16 protein-coding genes are annotated in these 18,688 nt (G+C 39.5%); 6 read left to right on the forward strand and 10 right to left on the reverse strand.

The window, feature by feature from the left end:
- Positions 1 to 78 precede the first annotated feature (78 nt).
- Positions 79 to 1,143, forward strand: coding sequence for a hypothetical protein (locus tag R3E32_16835; protein ID MEZ4886404.1), 1,065 nt, complete (start codon positions 79 to 81; stop codon positions 1,141 to 1,143).
- On the opposite strand, the gene R3E32_16840 is transcribed toward R3E32_16835, so the two are convergent.
- Positions 1,124 to 4,414: a protein kinase gene (locus R3E32_16840; protein MEZ4886405.1), complete on the reverse strand. Its 3,291-nt coding sequence runs from the start codon at positions 4,412 to 4,414 to the stop codon at positions 1,124 to 1,126. The two genes, R3E32_16835 and R3E32_16840, sit on opposite strands and share 20 nt — an antisense overlap.
- 435 nt (positions 4,415 to 4,849) lie before the next feature.
- Here R3E32_16840 and R3E32_16845 point away from each other — a divergent pair, with 435 nt between their 5' ends.
- Positions 4,850 to 5,233, forward strand: coding sequence for an Hpt domain-containing protein (locus R3E32_16845; GenBank protein ID MEZ4886406.1), 384 nt, complete (start codon positions 4,850 to 4,852; stop codon positions 5,231 to 5,233).
- Positions 5,230 to 5,931: a LytTR family DNA-binding domain-containing protein gene (locus tag R3E32_16850; protein MEZ4886407.1), complete on the forward strand. Its 702-nt coding sequence runs from the start codon at positions 5,230 to 5,232 to the stop codon at positions 5,929 to 5,931. The genes R3E32_16845 and R3E32_16850 overlap by 4 nt, the downstream gene beginning before the upstream one ends.
- Positions 5,932 to 6,152: 221 nt before the next feature.
- Here R3E32_16850 and R3E32_16855 read toward each other — a convergent pair whose 3' ends face one another.
- The 3 genes from R3E32_16855 to R3E32_16865 are packed head-to-tail and all read right to left on the reverse strand — an operon-like array spanning position 6,153 to position 8,098.
- Positions 6,153 to 6,314: a hypothetical protein gene (locus tag R3E32_16855; GenBank protein ID MEZ4886408.1), complete on the reverse strand. Its 162-nt coding sequence runs from the start codon at positions 6,312 to 6,314 to the stop codon at positions 6,153 to 6,155.
- Between the two features lie 7 nt (positions 6,315 to 6,321).
- Complete coding sequence (locus R3E32_16860) at positions 6,322 to 7,215, reverse strand: DUF1152 domain-containing protein (protein MEZ4886409.1); 894 nt, start codon at positions 7,213 to 7,215, stop codon at positions 6,322 to 6,324.
- Positions 7,216 to 7,237: 22 nt separating this feature from the next.
- Positions 7,238 to 8,098 (reverse strand): hypothetical protein, encoded by an 861-nt coding sequence (locus tag R3E32_16865; GenBank protein ID MEZ4886410.1) that lies wholly within the window; start codon positions 8,096 to 8,098, stop codon positions 7,238 to 7,240.
- 332 nt (positions 8,099 to 8,430) lie between these two features.
- On the opposite strand from R3E32_16865, the gene R3E32_16870 reads away from it, so the two are divergent.
- Positions 8,431 to 8,847 (forward strand): hypothetical protein, encoded by a 417-nt coding sequence (locus tag R3E32_16870; protein MEZ4886411.1) that lies wholly within the window; start codon positions 8,431 to 8,433, stop codon positions 8,845 to 8,847.
- Positions 8,848 to 9,101: 254 nt separating this feature from the next.
- Here R3E32_16870 and metH read toward each other — a convergent pair whose 3' ends face one another.
- The 3 genes from metH to R3E32_16885 all read right to left on the reverse strand — a co-directional run bounded on the left by metH (position 9,102) and on the right by R3E32_16885 (position 13,813).
- Entirely contained in the window at positions 9,102 to 12,857 is a 3,756-nt protein-coding gene (metH, locus tag R3E32_16875) for a methionine synthase (protein ID MEZ4886412.1), read from the reverse strand.
- A gap of 385 nt (positions 12,858 to 13,242) precedes the next feature.
- On the reverse strand, positions 13,243 to 13,467 hold the full coding sequence (locus tag R3E32_16880) for a hypothetical protein (protein MEZ4886413.1): 225 nt from the start codon (positions 13,465 to 13,467) through the stop codon (positions 13,243 to 13,245).
- A 139-nt stretch (positions 13,468 to 13,606) separates the two neighbouring features.
- Positions 13,607 to 13,813 carry a PDDEXK nuclease domain-containing protein gene (locus R3E32_16885; protein MEZ4886414.1) on the reverse strand — a complete coding sequence of 69 codons (207 nt, stop codon included), beginning with the start codon at positions 13,811 to 13,813 and terminating at the stop codon, positions 13,607 to 13,609.
- Between the two features lie 110 nt (positions 13,814 to 13,923).
- Between R3E32_16885 and R3E32_16890 the strand changes: the two genes are divergently transcribed.
- A complete protein-coding gene (locus tag R3E32_16890; protein MEZ4886415.1) occupies positions 13,924 to 14,508 on the forward strand; it encodes a thioredoxin family protein in 585 nt (194 codons plus the stop codon).
- A 114-nt stretch (positions 14,509 to 14,622) separates the two neighbouring features.
- Here the strand turns inward: R3E32_16890 and R3E32_16895 are convergent, their stop codons facing one another.
- A complete protein-coding gene (locus tag R3E32_16895; GenBank protein ID MEZ4886416.1) occupies positions 14,623 to 15,561 on the reverse strand; it encodes an aldo/keto reductase in 939 nt (312 codons plus the stop codon).
- A gap of 102 nt (positions 15,562 to 15,663) precedes the next feature.
- On the opposite strand from R3E32_16895, the gene R3E32_16900 reads away from it, so the two are divergent.
- Entirely contained in the window at positions 15,664 to 16,464 is an 801-nt protein-coding gene (locus tag R3E32_16900) for a hypothetical protein (protein ID MEZ4886417.1), read from the forward strand.
- A gap of 220 nt (positions 16,465 to 16,684) precedes the next feature.
- On the opposite strand, the gene R3E32_16905 is transcribed toward R3E32_16900, so the two are convergent.
- Positions 16,685 to 17,524, reverse strand: coding sequence for an HIT domain-containing protein (locus tag R3E32_16905; protein ID MEZ4886418.1), 840 nt, complete (start codon positions 17,522 to 17,524; stop codon positions 16,685 to 16,687).
- Between the two features lie 12 nt (positions 17,525 to 17,536).
- The gene (locus R3E32_16910; protein ID MEZ4886419.1) at positions 17,537 to 18,679 is read right to left on the reverse strand and encodes an HNH endonuclease domain-containing protein; all 1,143 of its coding nucleotides are present in this window, start codon (positions 18,677 to 18,679) and stop codon (positions 17,537 to 17,539) included.
- Positions 18,680 to 18,688 lie beyond the last annotated feature (9 nt).

An 18,688-nucleotide genomic window follows, 5' to 3' on the forward strand; every position in this document is an offset into this window, starting at 1 on the left:
AACAACTTTGCAGCCTTTTATCATTTCAGTTTGTAAACGTAAATCAACACAAAGTAATTAAAAAATCCTTCTTTTGATATGAAAAAATTGTTTGTCCCTTTTATCTTGACCCTAATTTTGGGCATTGCAGCTTGTTCTACCGACTTTGATGTAACTTCTGATTGGAAAGAAATTACGATTGTATATGGCTTACTAAATCCAAAAGATGATGTACAGTACATCCGTATTCAAAAAGCTTTTTTGAGTGAAAATACAAGTGCCTTAGAATTGGCACAAGTAGGTGATTCTCTTTACCATCAAACTGGCGTAGAGGCATTGAGTGCCTCTCTTGAAGAAATCCGAATATCCAATGGTAGTGAAATAGTCGCTAAAACGATTCCGCTTCAAAGGGTAAGTGGTAATGATGAGGGTATTGTCAAGGATGAAGGTATATTTGCGACTGACCCCTATTTTCTATACAAAACAAATGTTGTGCTCGACCAAAATCGCATATACCGCTTGATTGTGAATACTCCTGCGGGCAATGTGGTGAGCAGTACTACTAATATGGTGAAAGATTTTACTGTTTCTCGTCCAAATCCTGATATTTCGGTTAGTTTTTTGAGTGATTATAACCTTTTTTGGGTTCCTGCCGAAAATGCGGCTATTTATGATGTGGATGTTTACTTCAATTACACCGAAACACGCAACGTGAATGGACAAGATGTGACTGAACAAAAACGCATCAAATGGGATGCACTTACCAATGGACAAGAAGATCAACTTGCCAGCACTGGAGGTTCAATCAAGGTAGAATTGAAATCAGATCGCTTCTTGAATTTCTTGGCCAATAATATTGAAGCAGATGCTGATGTCGTTGAGCGAGTGGTGGGCAAACTTGACTTTGTGATTTGGGCTGGCTCAGAGGATTTTCTGACCTTCAATCAAGTAGCTCTTGCCCAATTTGGTATTACTTCGAGTCAAGCACAACCTACTTATACCAATGTAGAGAATGGTATAGGTTTGTTCACTTCTCGGTATCGAAAAGACATTAATGATGTATCGCTCTTAGGAACAACGATTGATTTGATTGCGTGTGGTGATGTGACAGGGAATTTAGGATTTTCTCGTGACCCTGACAACCCTAATCCAAATTGTCAGTAATTGCTTCTTTTCCAAGGCAATCAACATTTTTCAAATTGACGAGTTTTTCGATTGGATCCATATCAGTAACAGCTGTTCCTTCACACTTCAATGTTTGTAAATTGCGAAGGTTGCTGATAGGTGCGAAACTGGTAATCTGTGTATTGGCCGTTGCCAACTTTTGAAGGTTTACCAAACCTATGACTGCTTCAATATTTGTGATAGCTGTATTAGAACAGTTCAAATCTTGTAGATTGGTTAGATTGCGAATAGGATCTAATTTGTTGATGCGTGTACTATTGCATTGAAGATTTGTTAACTTCATCAGTTTTTGTAATCCATTGAGGCTATTTACCTGTGATTTAGAAATATCCAATCGCTCTAAGTTGGTCAGGGATTGAAGGGGAGTCAAATCACTGATTTGTGTTTTGGAACAATTTAACTCCTTTAAACTCATTAATTTCGCAAGTGGCTTTAAATCACTCACCAATGTATTGTAGCTTTTGAGGTATTCGAGATTGGTCAAAGACTGAAGAGGACTAATGTCGTTGATTTGTGTATTTTGAACATACAGCACTCTCAAGTTTTGAAGATTTCGCAAGGCTTCTAAGGTATTGACAGGTGTATTGTAGCAATGAAGTTCCTTCAGATTGGTTAAATTCTCAAGCGGTTTTAGTTGGTTTATAGAGGTTTTGTAGCAATGAAGCGTGTGTAACTGCTCTAGATTTGCAATTGGGGTTAAATCACTTATCTGGGTATTGTAGCAGTAGAGTTCCTGCAAATTTACAAGACCTGCAATAGGATCGAGTTTACTGATAGCCGTTTTTGGAATCTGCAGTTTTTTCAAGTTTTGCAGTTTGGATAAAGACTCTATGTTTTCGACTGCCGTACTGATTGCATACAATTCCTCTAATTGCGTCAGACTTTCGATTGGCTCAAGGTCTTTGATTTGTGTATTAGAAAAATCTATCGTTTTGAGTTTTCGGAGGTTTACAATAGGATCTAAGTTGTTGATAAGTGTATTGGAACAATCCAAAACAACCAATTCTTTGAGGTGTTTCAAGGGCTCCAAACTTTTGATAGGTGTATTGTAGCAGCCCAACCGTTGAAGGTTGATCATATTGCTCAGTGGGTCGAGTGTTTTGATGTTTGTGTCGTAACAATACAATTCTTGAAGCTCAAAAATAGCTTTTAGATCTTGGGTTGATGGCTCATTTTGAAAACCTATTCTTTTCTGAAATACTTCTTGCCACTCTTTGTCCAATTCTTTCCACCAATTAGCATTGAAGCTTTCTCCATGTTCGGCATAAGATTTGGCTTCGAGTACTTCTTTATCATTGGGTTTGACCTTCAAAATGCCATTGTAGTAGCGTACAGCTTTATGGTAATGTCCATTTTCTATCAGCCCATCTGCTACTTCCATAAATTTACCATAATCATCAAGGGTAATTCTGGGAAGTGGCTCTTCTCTGTTCACAAAATACAAGATGGTGGCCAATAATAATACGATGGAAGCAGCCATTGCCCATTGCAGTCTGCGTTTTTTGTGCAATATTGCAGGATCTACTTCCTCTAAGTCTGCTAAGAAATCCTCTATTTCTTGATACCTTTCGGCAGCCTTCATTGAGATGCCTCTATTGACCGCATGGCTCGTTTTCTCGCTGATTTCGGCATTGAGGTCTTTTAGCACCGCCACATTTTTGTAGTATCGGTCGAATGCGCTCACAGGTCTTGCGCCAATCAGGGCATAGTATAATGTAGCTGATAAGGAATAAACATCGGAGTAATTTCCCAAACGCATTTCGGTGGAATACTGCTCTAAAGGAGCAAATCCTATTGCTTGGGAATGGTTATTGTTCGGAAATTTTTCTTTGTTGATGCCCAAACCGACCAAAATGGCTTGTTTGGAACGGGTAATGATGATGTTGGATGGTCGAATGTCTTTATGTAAAATCCCTTCGTCGTGTAGCGCAATCAAGCCCTCTGCAATTTGACGGGTATAAACCAATCCTTCTATTTCAGAAACGGGTCCTTTTTTATCAATGCGTTCTTCGAGTGATTGACCTTCAACATAGTCTGTTACCAAATAAACCGTATTGTTTTCTTCAATTACATCTTGCACCTTGACGATGCTTGGGTGGTTGATTCTGGCGAGTTTGCGTCCTTCTTCTGCAAAATCTTTTCGGAATGAATTGTAGTCATCGAGAGAGAGCGACAACAATACAACATTGTTGTCTTCATTTCTCGCACAATAGCCAGGTAAAAACAATTCTTTGATGACCAATCGAGAATTGAGACTCAGCATAGTAGCTTGATAGGTAATGCCAAAACCGCCATGTCCCATTACTTTGTCAATGCGGTATTTGCCATCTAATAGGCGAGTGCCACTGGGGAGTGCAGATTGATTTTGTACGTTGTTTTTGTTGGTAATTCCTGCAATAAACGCTTCCATTGTCTGGTAGCGGTTTTCTACCTTTACTGCCATTCCCTTCAATACGGCTTGATTAGTGGCATCCGAAATGGAATCGTTGATGTGTTTAGGAGGTGTTAAATCTTCGTGTTGTCTATTGATGGCACTGCTGGGATGTTCGCCAATCAAACAAAAGTAAAGGGTTGCAGCGATTCCATATACATCAGAATAAGGTCCTGAATCGTCTTTTTTAGTGTATTGAGCAATGTACTGCTCCATAGAAGCGTAGTTGGGAGCCTGAACACCTGTATCTTCTGTTGGTTGTACAAATTGTCCAGTCATTCCCATACCTACCAATACAGGTTTACCTTCTTTGGTAATCAATATATTGGAAGGACGAATATCTTTGTGTAAAAGTTCTTTTTCGTGTACCTGCTTGAGTGCATTGGCTATTTGGCGAATATACAATAGTGCTTCTTCTTCTGCTAAACCATCACGTTCGAAGACATAGGTTTCAAGGGTTTGGTCTTCCACATAATCCATAATCAGATAGACCGTATTGTTTTCTTCAACAATATCTCTTACCTGAATCAAATTGGGATGCTTGAACTGTGCTAAGGATCGTCCTTCTGCTACAAATTTCTTTTTATAATCTTCAAATCTTTTTGAAGCTAATTCGCTCTTTACAAATACCTCGTTATTTTCTTTCCTATTACATTTTCCTGATAAATATAATTCTTTTACTGCTACATATATTCCTAATTGTATGGAATTTGCTTTATAGGTAATGCCAAGCCCACCTTCTTCAATAACACTTTTTATTTGGTATTTGCCATTGTAAAGAGTTGTGCCTATGGGAAGTGTTTGAGTAGATTGATTCACACGTGACAGTTTTATTCAAAAGAAAGAATGATAAGGTTTTGATATTTTTGTAGAAATAGGTATATTTAGTGACTTATGCTTGCATACACAATTTTCATACCATAAATACTTTTAAATGACATAAAAATGATATTTTTGTGACAATTTTCAATTAATAATATAGTTTTTTTTGCTATCAATAATTAAGTCATATTATTTCTTTAAAAAATAAAAATTAATTTTATATTTTATTTTTTTCAACCTAACTTAATGTTTATCATTTTTTTACATAGACAGGAAAATTTATTTTTTTTGATAGGATTATTAAAAGTGTAACGAATGGTAAATAGTAAATAAAAAATGACTTTTCTCTGTCAATTCTAATTGGGTTATGGCATAAGAATTGAGGCTTAGTTTACCCAACACACAACATCTATCACACAAAATAAACTAAACATGTCTACCCTAAATACAAAAGTTAAAACCCCTCCTATTTATTTAGATTTGACTCACTTACAGCAAATTTCAGAAGGAGATACAGCATTTGAATGTGAAATCTTATTGATTTACTTACGCGAAGTTCCTGAGATAGTTCGACAAACACAACAAGCATTGAAGGGCAGAGATTACCTTGAGGCGGCTAATTTAATACACGTATTGAAGTCAAAAATTCGTGTAGTTGGTTTGAAACAGGCATGGCGATTAGCTGATTTTATTGAAATAAACCTTAGGAAGAAAACCAATCTCAATCAATTGGGCAGTAAGATTGAGATCTTTTTCAAAATAATAAGAAAAAGTATATTTTTGGTAAACAAGGAATTATTAAAATCAACTAAATGAAATGTTTAATTGTTGATGATGATGCTATATCTCGTCGTACCCTGTCAAAGATGTGTAGTAGAGTAGATTTTATAGACATTATTGCAGAATGTAGTGATGCTACTGAAGCCTTAATACATCTGAATAATGAGCAAATCGATTTAATATTTTTGGATATACACATGCCCAATATGACAGGTATTGAGTTTGTTCGAAATATGCGACAGCTACCTCAAATTGTTTTTACTACTTCTGATGATAATTTTGCCTTGGAAGCTTTTGAATACAATGTTACAGATTATTTAATCAAACCAGTAAATTACCCACGCTTTTTGAAGGCAATCCAAAAGGCAAAGGCTATTCACGAAAGTGAGAATATGGTTGCTACTCCCTCACCAAAAATTGAACAACAAACTCTTTTTTTGAAGGAAGACGGAAGGCTTACCAAGCTCAATTTAGCGGATATTTTGTGGATTGAATCCGTAGGTGATTATGCTAATTTTATAACTACTAAAGAAAAATATACAGTTCATTCTACACTAAAAAAAATTGAAGATCGACTTCCCACCGAAACATTTCACAAAATCCACCGAAAGTATATCATCAACATTGGTAAAATTGTCGACATCGAAGACAATTCTGTGCTTATCAAAGATACCATTTTACCCATTAGCCGCCGAAACAGAGAATCATTGATGAAAAAGTTAAATCTAATTTGACAAGCTTATCTTCAATAATCAACCATTCATCGTTTTAATGGAACTATTCATCGAATAGATCGGCTGACGCAACTCTTTCCTATTTATTTTTACGACTGAAAAACAAGATTAGGATAGTTTAAAGTTGTTTAGTTTAGATTTCAAAACTAATTTGATAAGCGCAAAAAGTTGGCACACTCACATAAAAATGAGGTGCCAACTTTTTTTGTTAATGAGCTTGCCTAAATCGGTAATTGCTTGTATTCCCTCACATTTTCCCGATTCTTTTTGAACTCAAAAATTTCGTGTACCGTTTCTACAAAACGTTCTATACGAGCGATTTTTCGGTAATACAACAAATTGCTCACCACACTTTCGACCGTAAAATTCCAGTAAGTGGTCATCAATGGACTAATCCATAATTCGCTGCCCTTTGTTCGATTGGTTCGGTGATAGTCCCCATATTCTCCCTGCAATGTGCTGACTACTGAATTGGCTATAATGCTTTTGAAGTTGGGCATCCGCATATTGGCATAATCCACCACACACAGATTTATATTTCTGGGCTTCTAACATAAAAGGCAGCAGGTGAAAACAACCCAAATAACCACCTTCCCTTGATAGTTTCGCCACATTCTCCAAAAAATGATAGTGGGAAACACCGTGAAAATAATCTACTCCAAAACCCAAACAACTCAACAATTTGGTCTTAACCGAAGACTGAAAAACTGCCGCTAAGGAAGTGCTATCTTCAACGAGTGTTCCCAAGCCTTGTTCATCTCCAAACATCAAACTATCCGTGCCTCCATCTACCAAAATGATGGCATCTAATTGAAGTTCTTTGATGAGAAAATTGTAGGCCACTCGCAGCTTTTTTACTCCCGTTTTTTCAAAAGCAAAAACACTGGTTGGGTTGTCTTGGGTCAAGAACCACTCTGCTAATACTTTTTCGGGAAAATAGCCAAAACCACTCAAACCTCGATTGTTGGGAAGCACTTGGTAGCAATCATGATACACTTTTTGTGCGGTTGTCTGAGAGAGATGTGTAAACGAAAAATTGGCTAAATGGACTTTTTTGCCCTGCGCTATCAGATTGAAGTACAAAGGCAAGCCACTGAAAATGTCAAAACCTCCTCCTACTCCTGCAATGAGTATGTTTTGCGCTTTTTCGAGTTTTTTGAAGAAAATGGTTTGAGATAAAGTGTATTGCTTGATTATTGTTTGTGAAATGAATGGACACCACAATATCTGTAAAATGGCGTTACTATTCGACTTCAATATGAGTATCAGAAGAATAAGTTCCAACCAATTAAAATCATGTTGGCATTTATTTCGTCACAAAAGGATTCTCCACCTCCACAAAACCATCTTCTTTCTGTTCATAATACGTATAATCACATACATTCAAGTAGTAAGAATTGAAGGAATAGGAAGTCAACTCCAATGCCACATCTCCCCATTTCGATTTTTGTTCGTATTTGGTGAGCAGTTGTTCTTTGCTAAATTCGCCAATACCATTCAGCACCCACGGCAATTTAGAATCACCTTCAATTTGGGAAAACCCATAAAGTTGATAGGTGTTTTCGAGTGGAATTTGTGTCGTCAAATAAAGGCTGCCAGGCTCTGCGGATTCTCGGTCTTTCATGGTGTAACCTTCTGATACTATGGACTTCAATATGCCGATTTTTTCTTCCAATTTCCACTGTTCATCCATTGGAGTGTAGGTGATGTAGCGATTGGAACTCGGATATTCGGCATCTTCTTCATAGAGTCGCTCGTCTGCTACTTCGTCAATGTGCTGTTTGTTTGCCGTTTTCTTACCATGTCCATCGTCTCCAAAAATCCAATAAGAACCATCGGGATGGCTCACTATGGCATCTACCATTTCGTCTTCGGGCGCAAAAAGTAGGTATTGGGTTTTGGGATTGAAGTACACCCAATACTCCTTAGTTGCTTCTTTTTCAGTCACCTTATAAATCAACACTTCATCAAAAAATAGCTCACATTCAGTGGGTTTGAAATCATTTGGGTCTGCATCAATGGGCTGAATGGAGTCTTGAAGCGAAACGTTTTTGGCTATTGAGAGTTCTTCATTTTGAACACTTGTAGAAGTTGGTTCAGGGGCATTGCAGTTGGTGAGTAGGTTTGTGAAAATGCTCAAAAGTAGAAGTAGGAATGTTTTTTTCATGTTGGATTTTATTGGCTTTTTGTTTCAAAAGAAACAAGGTTTATGGCGTTTGGTTTAACTCCTTTTACTACAAACTCACCTTCAAGTGTTTATCTACTTCCGCTACAGGTACGCCACTGCCTTTTGCCAAATCCTCCAATAAAATTTCATTTTTTTTTTTCAAAAAATCTTCAATCCGCTTACCTCAATTCGTCTATTAGGAGTATAGGGGCTTGTCATTGAAGGTAGCAAAAGCCAAAACAGCTCTTATTATTACACGATAATCTGCTCTATATTGAAATTCAATAAAAAGCACTACCATTTTAAATATTCATTTTTAAAAATCATTTTTTATGAACAATTTCAACTTTTTATCGAACTTCAAATGGTTCCTTTCCTTTTGTCTGGTTGGGTTACTTTCTCTTTCCTCCAATTTTGCATTGGCTCAACCCGATTCTTTTACCATAGCTGGATGCTCTGTGACAGGTGCCGACGGAAACTATACACGAGATGCAGCAGATGCATTGGGTTGTCCTTGTTATAATAATTCAAATGGAGGCATACTTGTTAATGATGCGGGAGGGTGGAGCTTCTCCTCAGCCACGTGTTCAAACCCTTTCGGAGTACCACGCACTTTACTCTATAACAGCGACAGCGGTAATGCTTATTGTGATATTTCAGCTGCTACCAATGCTACCTGTGCCCCTTCCACTACGCTAATTCTTGCTGCTCCCTCTGCAAGCATCCCACCCTCTCCGAATGGGGTTTGATTGTTTTGGCTTTGATGTTGATGACGGCAGGAACTTTGTATTTGGTGCAGCCGAATTTTAGGGAGAGGTTTGAACAAAAATAGTCGCTCAAGTGTCGCCAAACCTTGCGGGTGTTGGCGAACTTTCGCTTAGATGAAAATTAATTTGCTCTCGAAATATAGCCGCTGCTCGGAATGAGTGGTGGCTTTTTGGGTTTTACTTGCGTTCGCTCACTAACGGTGGGTTTCGAAACCCACCGTTAGTGAGCGAGCAAATCACACCTCATACCCCAAACTCACCTTCAGCCATTTCTCCACTTCTTCCACAGGCACGCCTTTCCGCTTCGCCAAATCCACCACTTGGTCTTTTTGAATCTCACCCACTGCAAAATAAGTGCTTTCGGGATGGGCGAAATACAAGCCACTGACCGAAGCAGCAGGATACATCGCCAAACTTTCGGTCAGTTCAATGCCGATATTTTCGGTCACATTTAAGAGGTCAAACAAAGTCGTTTTCATGGTGTGGTCGGGACAAGCCGAATAGCCAGGAGCAGGACGAATCCCCTTGTAGTTTTCGGCAATCAAATCCTCATTCCCCAAATTTTCATCCTTTGCATAGCCCCAAAATTCCGTTCTTACCCGCTTGTGCATACACTCCGCAAAGGCTTCCGCCAATCTATCCGCCAAAGATTTCAACAAAATCGCCGAATAATCATCGTGTTTTTCCTCAAACTGTTTGACCCATTTTTCGATGCCAATCCCCGTTGTCACTGCAAAACCGCCCACATAATCCTCAATTCCCGATTCCTTTGGCGCAATGAAATCTGCCAAGCTGCGATTTGGGAGTTTTTTAGATTTTTGGACTTGTTGGCGGAGGCAATGGAAAGTAAATTCCCCATGCGTAGCCCACGAATTAATTCGTGGGCTACGCATGGAATCATCCCCATTTTCTCGCTTCTCGCCTCCTGCTTCCACCAAAATATCATCCCCATTCACTCTATTTCCCTCAAAAATTCCAATCACCGCCTTAGCCGTCAGCCATTTCCCTTCAATAATTTGGTCGAGCATTTTCTGGGCATCATTGAAGAGCTTAGTAGCCTCCGTTCCCGAATTTTCATCCGTCAAAATTGCAGGGTACTTGCCCTTCATTTGCCAACTGCTAAAAAAAGGAGTCCAATCAATATAAGCCCGCAATTCCTCCAATGGATAATCTTCAAAAACCTTCGTTCCCAGAAAGTTAGGCTCGACAGGTGCGTACTCCAATTTTGCGCCATTGGCACGAGCCGCTTCAATAGACAAGTATTTTTTGTTCGATTTTTTGTTGGCAAAACGCTCACGGAAAACATCGTATTTCTCGACCACTTCTTTCATAAACGCCTCTTTCTGTTCGCCCAAAAGTGAATTTGCCACAGGCACACTTCTTGAAGCATCCAATACATGCACCGTTGCGCCACTGTATTTTGGAGCGACCTTGACGGCAGTGTGCATTTGACTCGTTGTAGCCCCTCCAACCAATAGCGGAATATCAAAACCCTGTCTTTCCATTTCCTCCGCCACATAGACCATTTCATCCAGCGAAGGGGTAATCAAACCACTCAGTCCGATAATGTCGACCTTTTGCTCCTTTGCAGCTTTCAAAATCTTTGCAGCAGGCACCATCACGCCCATGTCAATCACATCGTAGTTATTGCAGGCAAGCACCACACCCACAATGTTTTTTCCAATATCATGCACATCCCCTTTTACGGTTGCCATCAATACTTTAGGACGGGTTTTGCTGCCACTTCCCTCCAATCCTGCTGCCTTTTCTGCCTCCAAAAACGGCTGCAAATACGCCACCGACTTTTTCATCACCCTCGCACTTTTCACCACTTGCGGCAAAAACATCTTGCCCGAACCAAACAAATCACCCACCACATTCATACCATCCATCAGCGGTCCTTCAATCACCAACAAAGGGCGACCATATTTCAAACGAGCCTCTTCCGTATCTTCGTCAATATGCTCCACAATCCCCTTCACAAGCGCATGACTCAAACGCTCCTCCACCGTTCCTTGCCTCCAAGTATCGTCCTTGACCCGTTGTTTTCCAGCCCCTTTCACCGTCTCTGCAAACTCCACCAAACGCTCCGTAGCATCCTCTCGACGGTTCAACAACACATCTTCCACCAACTCCAATAAGTCTTTTGGCACTTCGGCATACACCTCCATCATACCCGCATTCACAATCCCCATGTCCATACCCGCCTGAATCGCATGGTACAAAAACGCAGAGTGCATCGCTTCACGAACAGGGTCATTGCCTCTAAACGAGAAAGATACATTACTCACACCGCCACTTACTTTGGTCAAAGGCATTCGCTCCTTAATCTGTCGGGTCGCTTCAATAAATGCCAGCGCATAACCATTGTGTTCTTCAATGCCCGTAGCCACTGCAAAAATATTGGGGTCAAAAATGATGTCTTGTGGCGGAAAACCCACCTTTTGGGTCAACACATCGTAGCTTCGTTGGCAAATCTCCACCTTTCGCTCCACCGTATCTGCTTGACCATCTTCGTCAAAAGCCATCACAATCACTGCCGCCCCATACTTGCGAATTTTCTTAGCTTGTTCAATAAAACTCGCCTCGCCTTCCTTCAATGAAATCGAATTGACCACGCCCTTTCCCTGCAAACACTTCAATCCCGCTTCAATCACCGTCCACTTGGAAGAATCCACCACAATCGGCAACTTTGCAATATCAGGTTCAGAAGCAATCAGATTCAGAAAGTGCGGCATTGCAGCCTCTGAATCCAACATACCTTCGTCCATATTCACATCAATCAACTGCGCCCCACCTTCCACTTGATGCCTTGCTACCGCCAAAGCATCCTCATATTTTTCTTCCTTAATCAATCGGGCAAACATCCGAGAACCCGTCACATTCGTTCGCTCCCCAATGTTCACAAAATTGCTTTCCTTATAAACCGTCAAAGCCTCCATTCCACTCAATCGCAGCAAAGGCTCAACTTCAGATGGCACTCTCGGCTTCAATCCTTCAACGTGTTGGGCAATGTGTGCAACGTGATCTGGAGTCGTTCCACAACAACCGCCTACAATGTTCACCAAACCATCTTTGGCAAATTCTTCAATCAAATGTGCCGTTTGGTTTGGCTGCTCATCATATCCTCCAAAGGCATTTGGCAAGCCAGCATTGGGATAACAACTGATGTAACAATCAGCTATTTTGGACAATTCTGCAATGTAAGGACGCATTTCGGTTGCTCCCAAAGAGCAGTTGATGCCCACACTAAACAAAGGCGCATGACTCACCGAATTGTAAAACGCTTCAATCGTTTGTCCCGACAAATTGCGTCCACTTTGGTCCACAATCGTCACCGACACCATCAGCGGCAATACCTTCCCCGTTTCTTCAAACAGTTCCATAATCGCATACAAAGCCGCCTTGCAGTTTAGCGTATCAAACACTGTTTCGACCAAAAAGATATCACAACCGCCATCCATCAAGCCTTTTGCCTGAACATAGTAGGCTTCCTTGATTTCGTCAAAAGTTACGGCTCGGTAAGCAGGGCGATTCACATCGGGCGATAGCGATGCCGTCACATTCGTTGGCCCCAAGCCTCCCGCTGCAAAACGAGGTTTATCTGGATTTTTTTCGGTGTATTCTACTGCTGCTGCCTTTGCGATTTTTGCCGCCGCAAAGTTGATGTCGTAAGCGTAGTCTTGCAGCCCATAGTCTTTCTGCGAAATTGGTGTGCCGTTGAAGGTGTTGGTCTCGATGATGTCTGCACCTGCTTCCAAGTAGCGTTTGTGGATTTCGCTGATGACTTCGGGTTTGGTCAGACACAAAAGGTCGTTATTGCCCTTCAAATCAATGTAATGCTCTTTGAACTGCTCGCCTCTAAATTCGGCTTCCGACAATTTGTATTCTTGTATCAAGCTGCCCATTGCTCCGTCTATGACTAATATTCTTTCTTGTATCGCACGTTGGAGGGCAGGGAAATTGGGAGTTGTTGGGGTATTATAATTCATCTATGTGGAGATGTTTATTAGTTCAGAAATAAGGTTTTAGTGATTGGAAGTCCACCTTCTTGCAGAAGGGTTCTTCCAATCGCTATTTGGTTTGGTTTCCCCAAAAGCCGAACAATAAACGGAAATCCGCTTTTTGGGGAGTGTTTTATTTTTTGTGGGGGTAAAGATAGGGGGAAAAGGGGAGATTAGGGATTCTTTTTTGATAATTTTCGCCATAGTAGAATCGCAAAAGTTGCAGAAGACAAAAGAATAAGAGGAATAATTATCCAAACTATACCGTAAAAAAATATGGTATTTTTGTAAATCCAACAAATAACTAGTTCAATCGCTACCGAACTAGTGAAACTAGCGAAAATTGTTTGAGTGTCTTTTTTTCCTACCTCTTCTATGAATTCAACATATTTTTAAGTAAAGAAAAATCAATTTCCAACTTTTTAAGAGCTGTTAGCTCATGTGTTTTCAGACTTTCTACTTGAAAATGAAAGTCTTCTTCAGTAGTCTTAGTGGCTTCCTCAAAAGAAGGAATGGTAGTTTGGGAAGTAACTACATCCACTTGTTTTTGATTTTTTGATTCTCTTTTTTCTTTGGTTGATTGATGAAGGTTGTTCATGGGGTTTCTTATTTTTCATTAGGGGGTAGTGAAATATCGTTTTAACAGTATGTTATACGGTAAGCTTTAAAAAAAGCTTCACGAATCACTAAAACGAATAAATATTTGATTATCAATGATATAAAAATAAAATAATGGTTTATTGAGCCTTCGAAAAGAAAATCAAACCATGAGATTTGTGGATGAGTTTGTAGGCAGCTACTCCAATAGGTTTGTTCGTTGTTCTCAAAGCATATTCTACTTCAATGTTTTTCTTTTCAGGACAAAGAATGATTCTAACATTCAATCTTTGGCGATAACTACCTTTTTCAACATACTTATCGTCAAAAATGATATAATTCGCCACTTCATTCGTAGAGAATAATTACTACTTATGGATTGAAGCTAAACAGTTATTCGGCGAATTTGGTGCAAAATGATTTAACCATAAAAGTGTTATCCTTACAAAAACAACCAATGAAAAACTTTCACTTCACCCTTGTTCTTCTGACTTCAATACTCATTGCAACAGGTATCCACTATATTGAATATCAATCTACATTGCCCAAACTCCAAAAGTGCTTTTCGCAGCACACTCCTTGTTTCAAAGACTATGATGAAGGTTTAAGAGCAGCAAAACTTTGGGAGAAACCTGCAATTTTAATGTTTTCGGCTTGGGCGTGTGTTAATTGTCAGAGATGGGTTGAAGTTTTGTATAAACATCCACCTATTTTGAAGTTTATGGAAGAGGAATTCGTTTTGATTGTTTTGGAGGTAGATGATATGACATCATTACCATCCGAAGAACAAATTACTTACTTCAATCATCAGGGCAAGCAAAAAGAACTCAAAACCGTTGGAGATAAATGGACTCGCATTGCAATATCTTGTTATACTTGCTGCTCACAACCTAAATTCTTTCTAATTAATTCAGAAAAGGAGTTGTTGGTAATTGAAGCACTTGGCTATGCGAATTTAGAAAAATTTCAAGCTTTCCTTGAAGCAGGATTACACAATTTTCAACATGGAATTTCAGAAGGAAAAATGGAGTGTGACTTGTAATTTCCTCCAAATTTGGAAATAAACTCATTTTTTACCCCATTTATCGCTAATCATAGTTCAAAAATGATTTGACAATGGAAGACATTGAAGTTCCTTTTAGCAAAGAGCTAAAAGTCAAATCAAAACTTTACTCATCTCCTCCCTTACCTTATCATCAGGCATTTCTCCAAAACCTGCCCCCATATTGTCCCGTAGGTGATGCTCTTTTGAAGTAGCGGGAATGACACAAGTAACAGCAGGGTGAGAAAGAATGAACTTCAAAAAGAACTGTCCCCAACTGTTGATACCGTATTCTTTGACCCATTCAGGCAATTGTTTGCCTTTCACCTGTCGAAACAAAGAGCCACTTTCATAAGGTCGGTTGATCAACGTTGCTACTCCATTGGCTTGAGCAGCAGGGAGAAGTTGTTTTTCGGCATGACGGGATAGGATGGAATAGTTGAACTGAACAAAATCAAGGGATTCGCTTTCAATCAATCGCACCAAATCATCGTGGTAAGAATCAGTATAGTGCGTGATGCCGATATAGCGGATTTTACCTTCCGCTTTCCACCGTTGGAGGGTTTTGATGTGGGTTTTGAAGTCGAGGAGGTTGTGGACTTGCATGAGATCCATCGGGTTGCATTGCATTTTTTGCATGGAGGCTTTCATTTGGTCAATGCCTGCATTTTTGCCTGTTGTCCAAACTTTTGTCGCCATGAACAACTGCTTCAATACGTCCAACTCTACCGCCAAATCACCCAAGACTTCTTCCGAACTGCCATACATGGGCGAGGAATCTAAGAGGGTGCCGCCCATTTCGATGAAGGCAGACAATACTTTTTTGAGATTTGTTCGCTCGGTAGCGTTGTTTCCTACATCAAAGGTTTGCCACGTTCCCATGCCTACAATGGGGATGCGTTCTTGTGGACATTTGGGAATCGGGCGGGTGAGAATATCAGAGGACATTGAAGTGATTGTGTTCATGGCAGCTGTATGGATGTTGGGTAAAAGTAATAATGCTGTTGTGGCTGTCGAAAAATGGATAAATTTTCGCCGAGATAAGTTTTTCATGTGCAGAAAATAGAATAGGATGTTACAAAATTATTAAACCTTTTGGAGGCTAAAAAGGTCTAAATTATTTGTTTGTTTTTTTAACCAATAAAATTACTTGCCATGAGATTTCTCTATTCTCTTAAAAACAATACCCTTTCTATTTTGACTGTTTTCGTTCTTTTGGCTTCAATGAGTGCCTGTACTAAAGATGCAGAGAACCCAATTGCACCAACTGTACCGCCGACTGCTACGATGGTCATGGAGATTGACGATGCCTTCTTATCAAAATCTGCGAGTCAAGAACACTTCAATGCAGCAGCGATACAAATAGGCATTTGGAATGTCATTTTGGCTGCAAATTTGGTCGTTCCTGTTGCCGCTTTTTCTGCAATTACCAATGAGCTTCCTACTTTTGAAGATGGTACTTGGATTTGGGATAAGGACTTCAATGTGGGATTGATTGGTCACAATGCTCGATTAGAAGCTACGATTGCAGGGAACAATGTGAACTGGAAAATGTACGTTTCAAAAGACAATGCTTATGCTGATTTTCTTTGGTTTACAGGCACTTCTGTAATTGGCAATAAGTCTGGTCAATGGATTCTCAATTTTTCGCCAAACAATCCTACTACTTTGCTGCAAATTGATTGGGAGGTGAACAATGCAGGGATTACCCAAATTCGCTACACCAATATCATTCCGAATCACAATGACCTTGGCGGTTTTATCGAATATGGTGTGATCGAGAACAATGCTCCTTATGATGCTTTTTACACGATTTACCATACGGATGGCGATTTTCAAGTAGATATCGAATGGAACCGCACAACGATTGAGGGGCGCATCCAAAACCCGAATCAGTTTGGCGACAATGCTTGGCACTGTTGGAACAGCAGTTTACAGAGTATTGATTGTGAATAGATTGCTGCAATAAATACGATGCTCAAAAAAGCCAAACACTGCAAAGAGTGTTTGGCTTTTTTAGTTTCTAAGAAGCTCTGAGACAATAGATTTGTGGGGTGTAATGAGTGGATTTATGGAGGTTTTTTGGTGATTTTTGATGCCCGTAACAAGAAAACTTGGGAATCGGAAAGGGTGATAGTCGACGGAAAGGAGATTTTTGCGGTTTGGGTGTGAGAAATCATGTCCGCACAAAATCCTCAACTCCATCTCCTTCATATCTCGGTATCAGGTGAATATGCACATGCGGAATCGTTTGCCCTGCAATGGGACCATTGTTGATGCGGATATTGAAGCCTTCTGGTTTATATTCTTTCATTAGCAATTGCTTCACCCGATTGACGACCAGCCAAATAGCTTGCTGCTCTTTGAAGTTCAAAGAAAAATAATCGTGAGTATGTCGTTTGGGAATAATCAAAGAATGTCCCTTGCTGATAGGATGTCGGTCATTCGTCGCATAGACCGTAGCCGATTCGGTTATCAAGGTTCTCTCTGCAATGGGTTTGCAAAACGGGCAATCCTTTTCGGTGCGATATACTTTTTGGTTGAAATGGTGGTATTCATAAATTTCGCAATGATCTGCCAACAATATGCTTTTTTGATTCAACCTCACATTGCATTGATACACATCGCACCGCTGTTTGGTATGGTAGCGAAACCCATTTTTTTTGATGTCTCTACGAACCGTGAAATAAGCCGTGCCTGTGGGCTTTAACAGTTCTGAAACTTCCATCAAAACGCCCGCCTGTTCTTCGGGCATCAAGACGTTCAAAACATAGTGACATATAATGGTGTCGAATTTTCCTTCTGGAAATTCATTGAAATAATAGGGGTCATAAGCTACAACTTCGTAACCCTTTTCCTTCAAAAATTCTACATCTTTTCCCGAACCACAACCAAAATCTAATATTCGTCCTTCGAGATAGCCGTTTTGGTGGAGGTGACGGGTGGGGAAGGAAGGGTGTTGGCGGTCCTTTATGGTTAGGTGGGCATTGGGATTTTTTGGAGATTTGATGAACATGGTAATAAGTAGTTATGGTTGGTAAGTCCAATTTGTAGAAAAGCCCATATTTGTAGCAATTTGGTGCATGGGAATGAGAGTATCCTTTATTTTTTGTTCAAACTTTGTATAAGGTAGTGCTGCTATTTGGTCAATAGATTTGTTAAAGAGGAAAGTATAATCCTCTAATAATTTTTTCCTGTCTTCTTCTTTCATCGAAGAATTGTATGCAGTGAGAAAAGCCTTATGCTGCAAATGAATAAAAGAACCTAAATATTGATTGAGGTTCGGCAAGCAGTTTCCTTTACTCGAATTGACTTTTTTAAAGGTTGGCAATAGATTCCACAATTCATCATGAGCTACATAACTCCAAGGCAAAAAGTGGTCAATAGAAATATTGGAGCGAATTGGAGTGTTGGAATAAATACATTGAAGTGACGAATGAGCAGAAAAATACAACCGCCAAAATCGTTTTGCACGTTTTAAATCTCTTTCAACAGGCTTGAACAACTTTTCAGACAATCCAATAACGTTGGGATTGTGTTTTTGCAGAAAACGAACTAAATGCCAGTAAATAAAGCCCTGAATAATACCATGATTATCCTTGAAGTAATTTACCCATTTTTCATCTACTTCAATTTTTTCCTCCTTCTTTTTACCAATAAACCGATAGATAGTTTGGTGGGTGTTGTTTTCAAAAGCTTCGTTAGCAAGTTGTTTGATATGTTCGTTTACTTTATAACCTTTCTCTCCTTTCAACAATTCTTGCCAAAATGGACGAATAAAAAGATAGGGTGCATAATCTAATAGAGTTAGAACTTTGTTATTAATTGCCTCAATTTCAAACGTCGTCAATTTCCCCTCAATCTGCTTGAATAAATCAGCACTATTAGGTCTATTGTCTATATCCATTTTTGAAGAAATCTCGTCTGCAATGCCTTTGAAGCCATCTTGTTTTCCAAAAGACAGTTTATAGTAACTTAATGGATACCAAACGTTTGACACCATTTTCGCAGCCAAACTTTTCATCTCAATGACAATATTTCCATTCTCTCTACTATGAGTTACTGCTTCCAAAATCGCCAAAAACCAATAAAACTTGTACGAATTAGTGGTGTCATTGAAGCATTGACTTAGCCTATCTATTGGAAGTATATTTGAAAAAGGTAGTTGCATATTCACTCA

This window comes from Chitinophagales bacterium, from assembly GCA_041392475.1.
In the GTDB taxonomy this organism is placed as follows: Bacteria; Bacteroidota; Bacteroidia; order Chitinophagales; family UBA2359; genus JAUHXA01.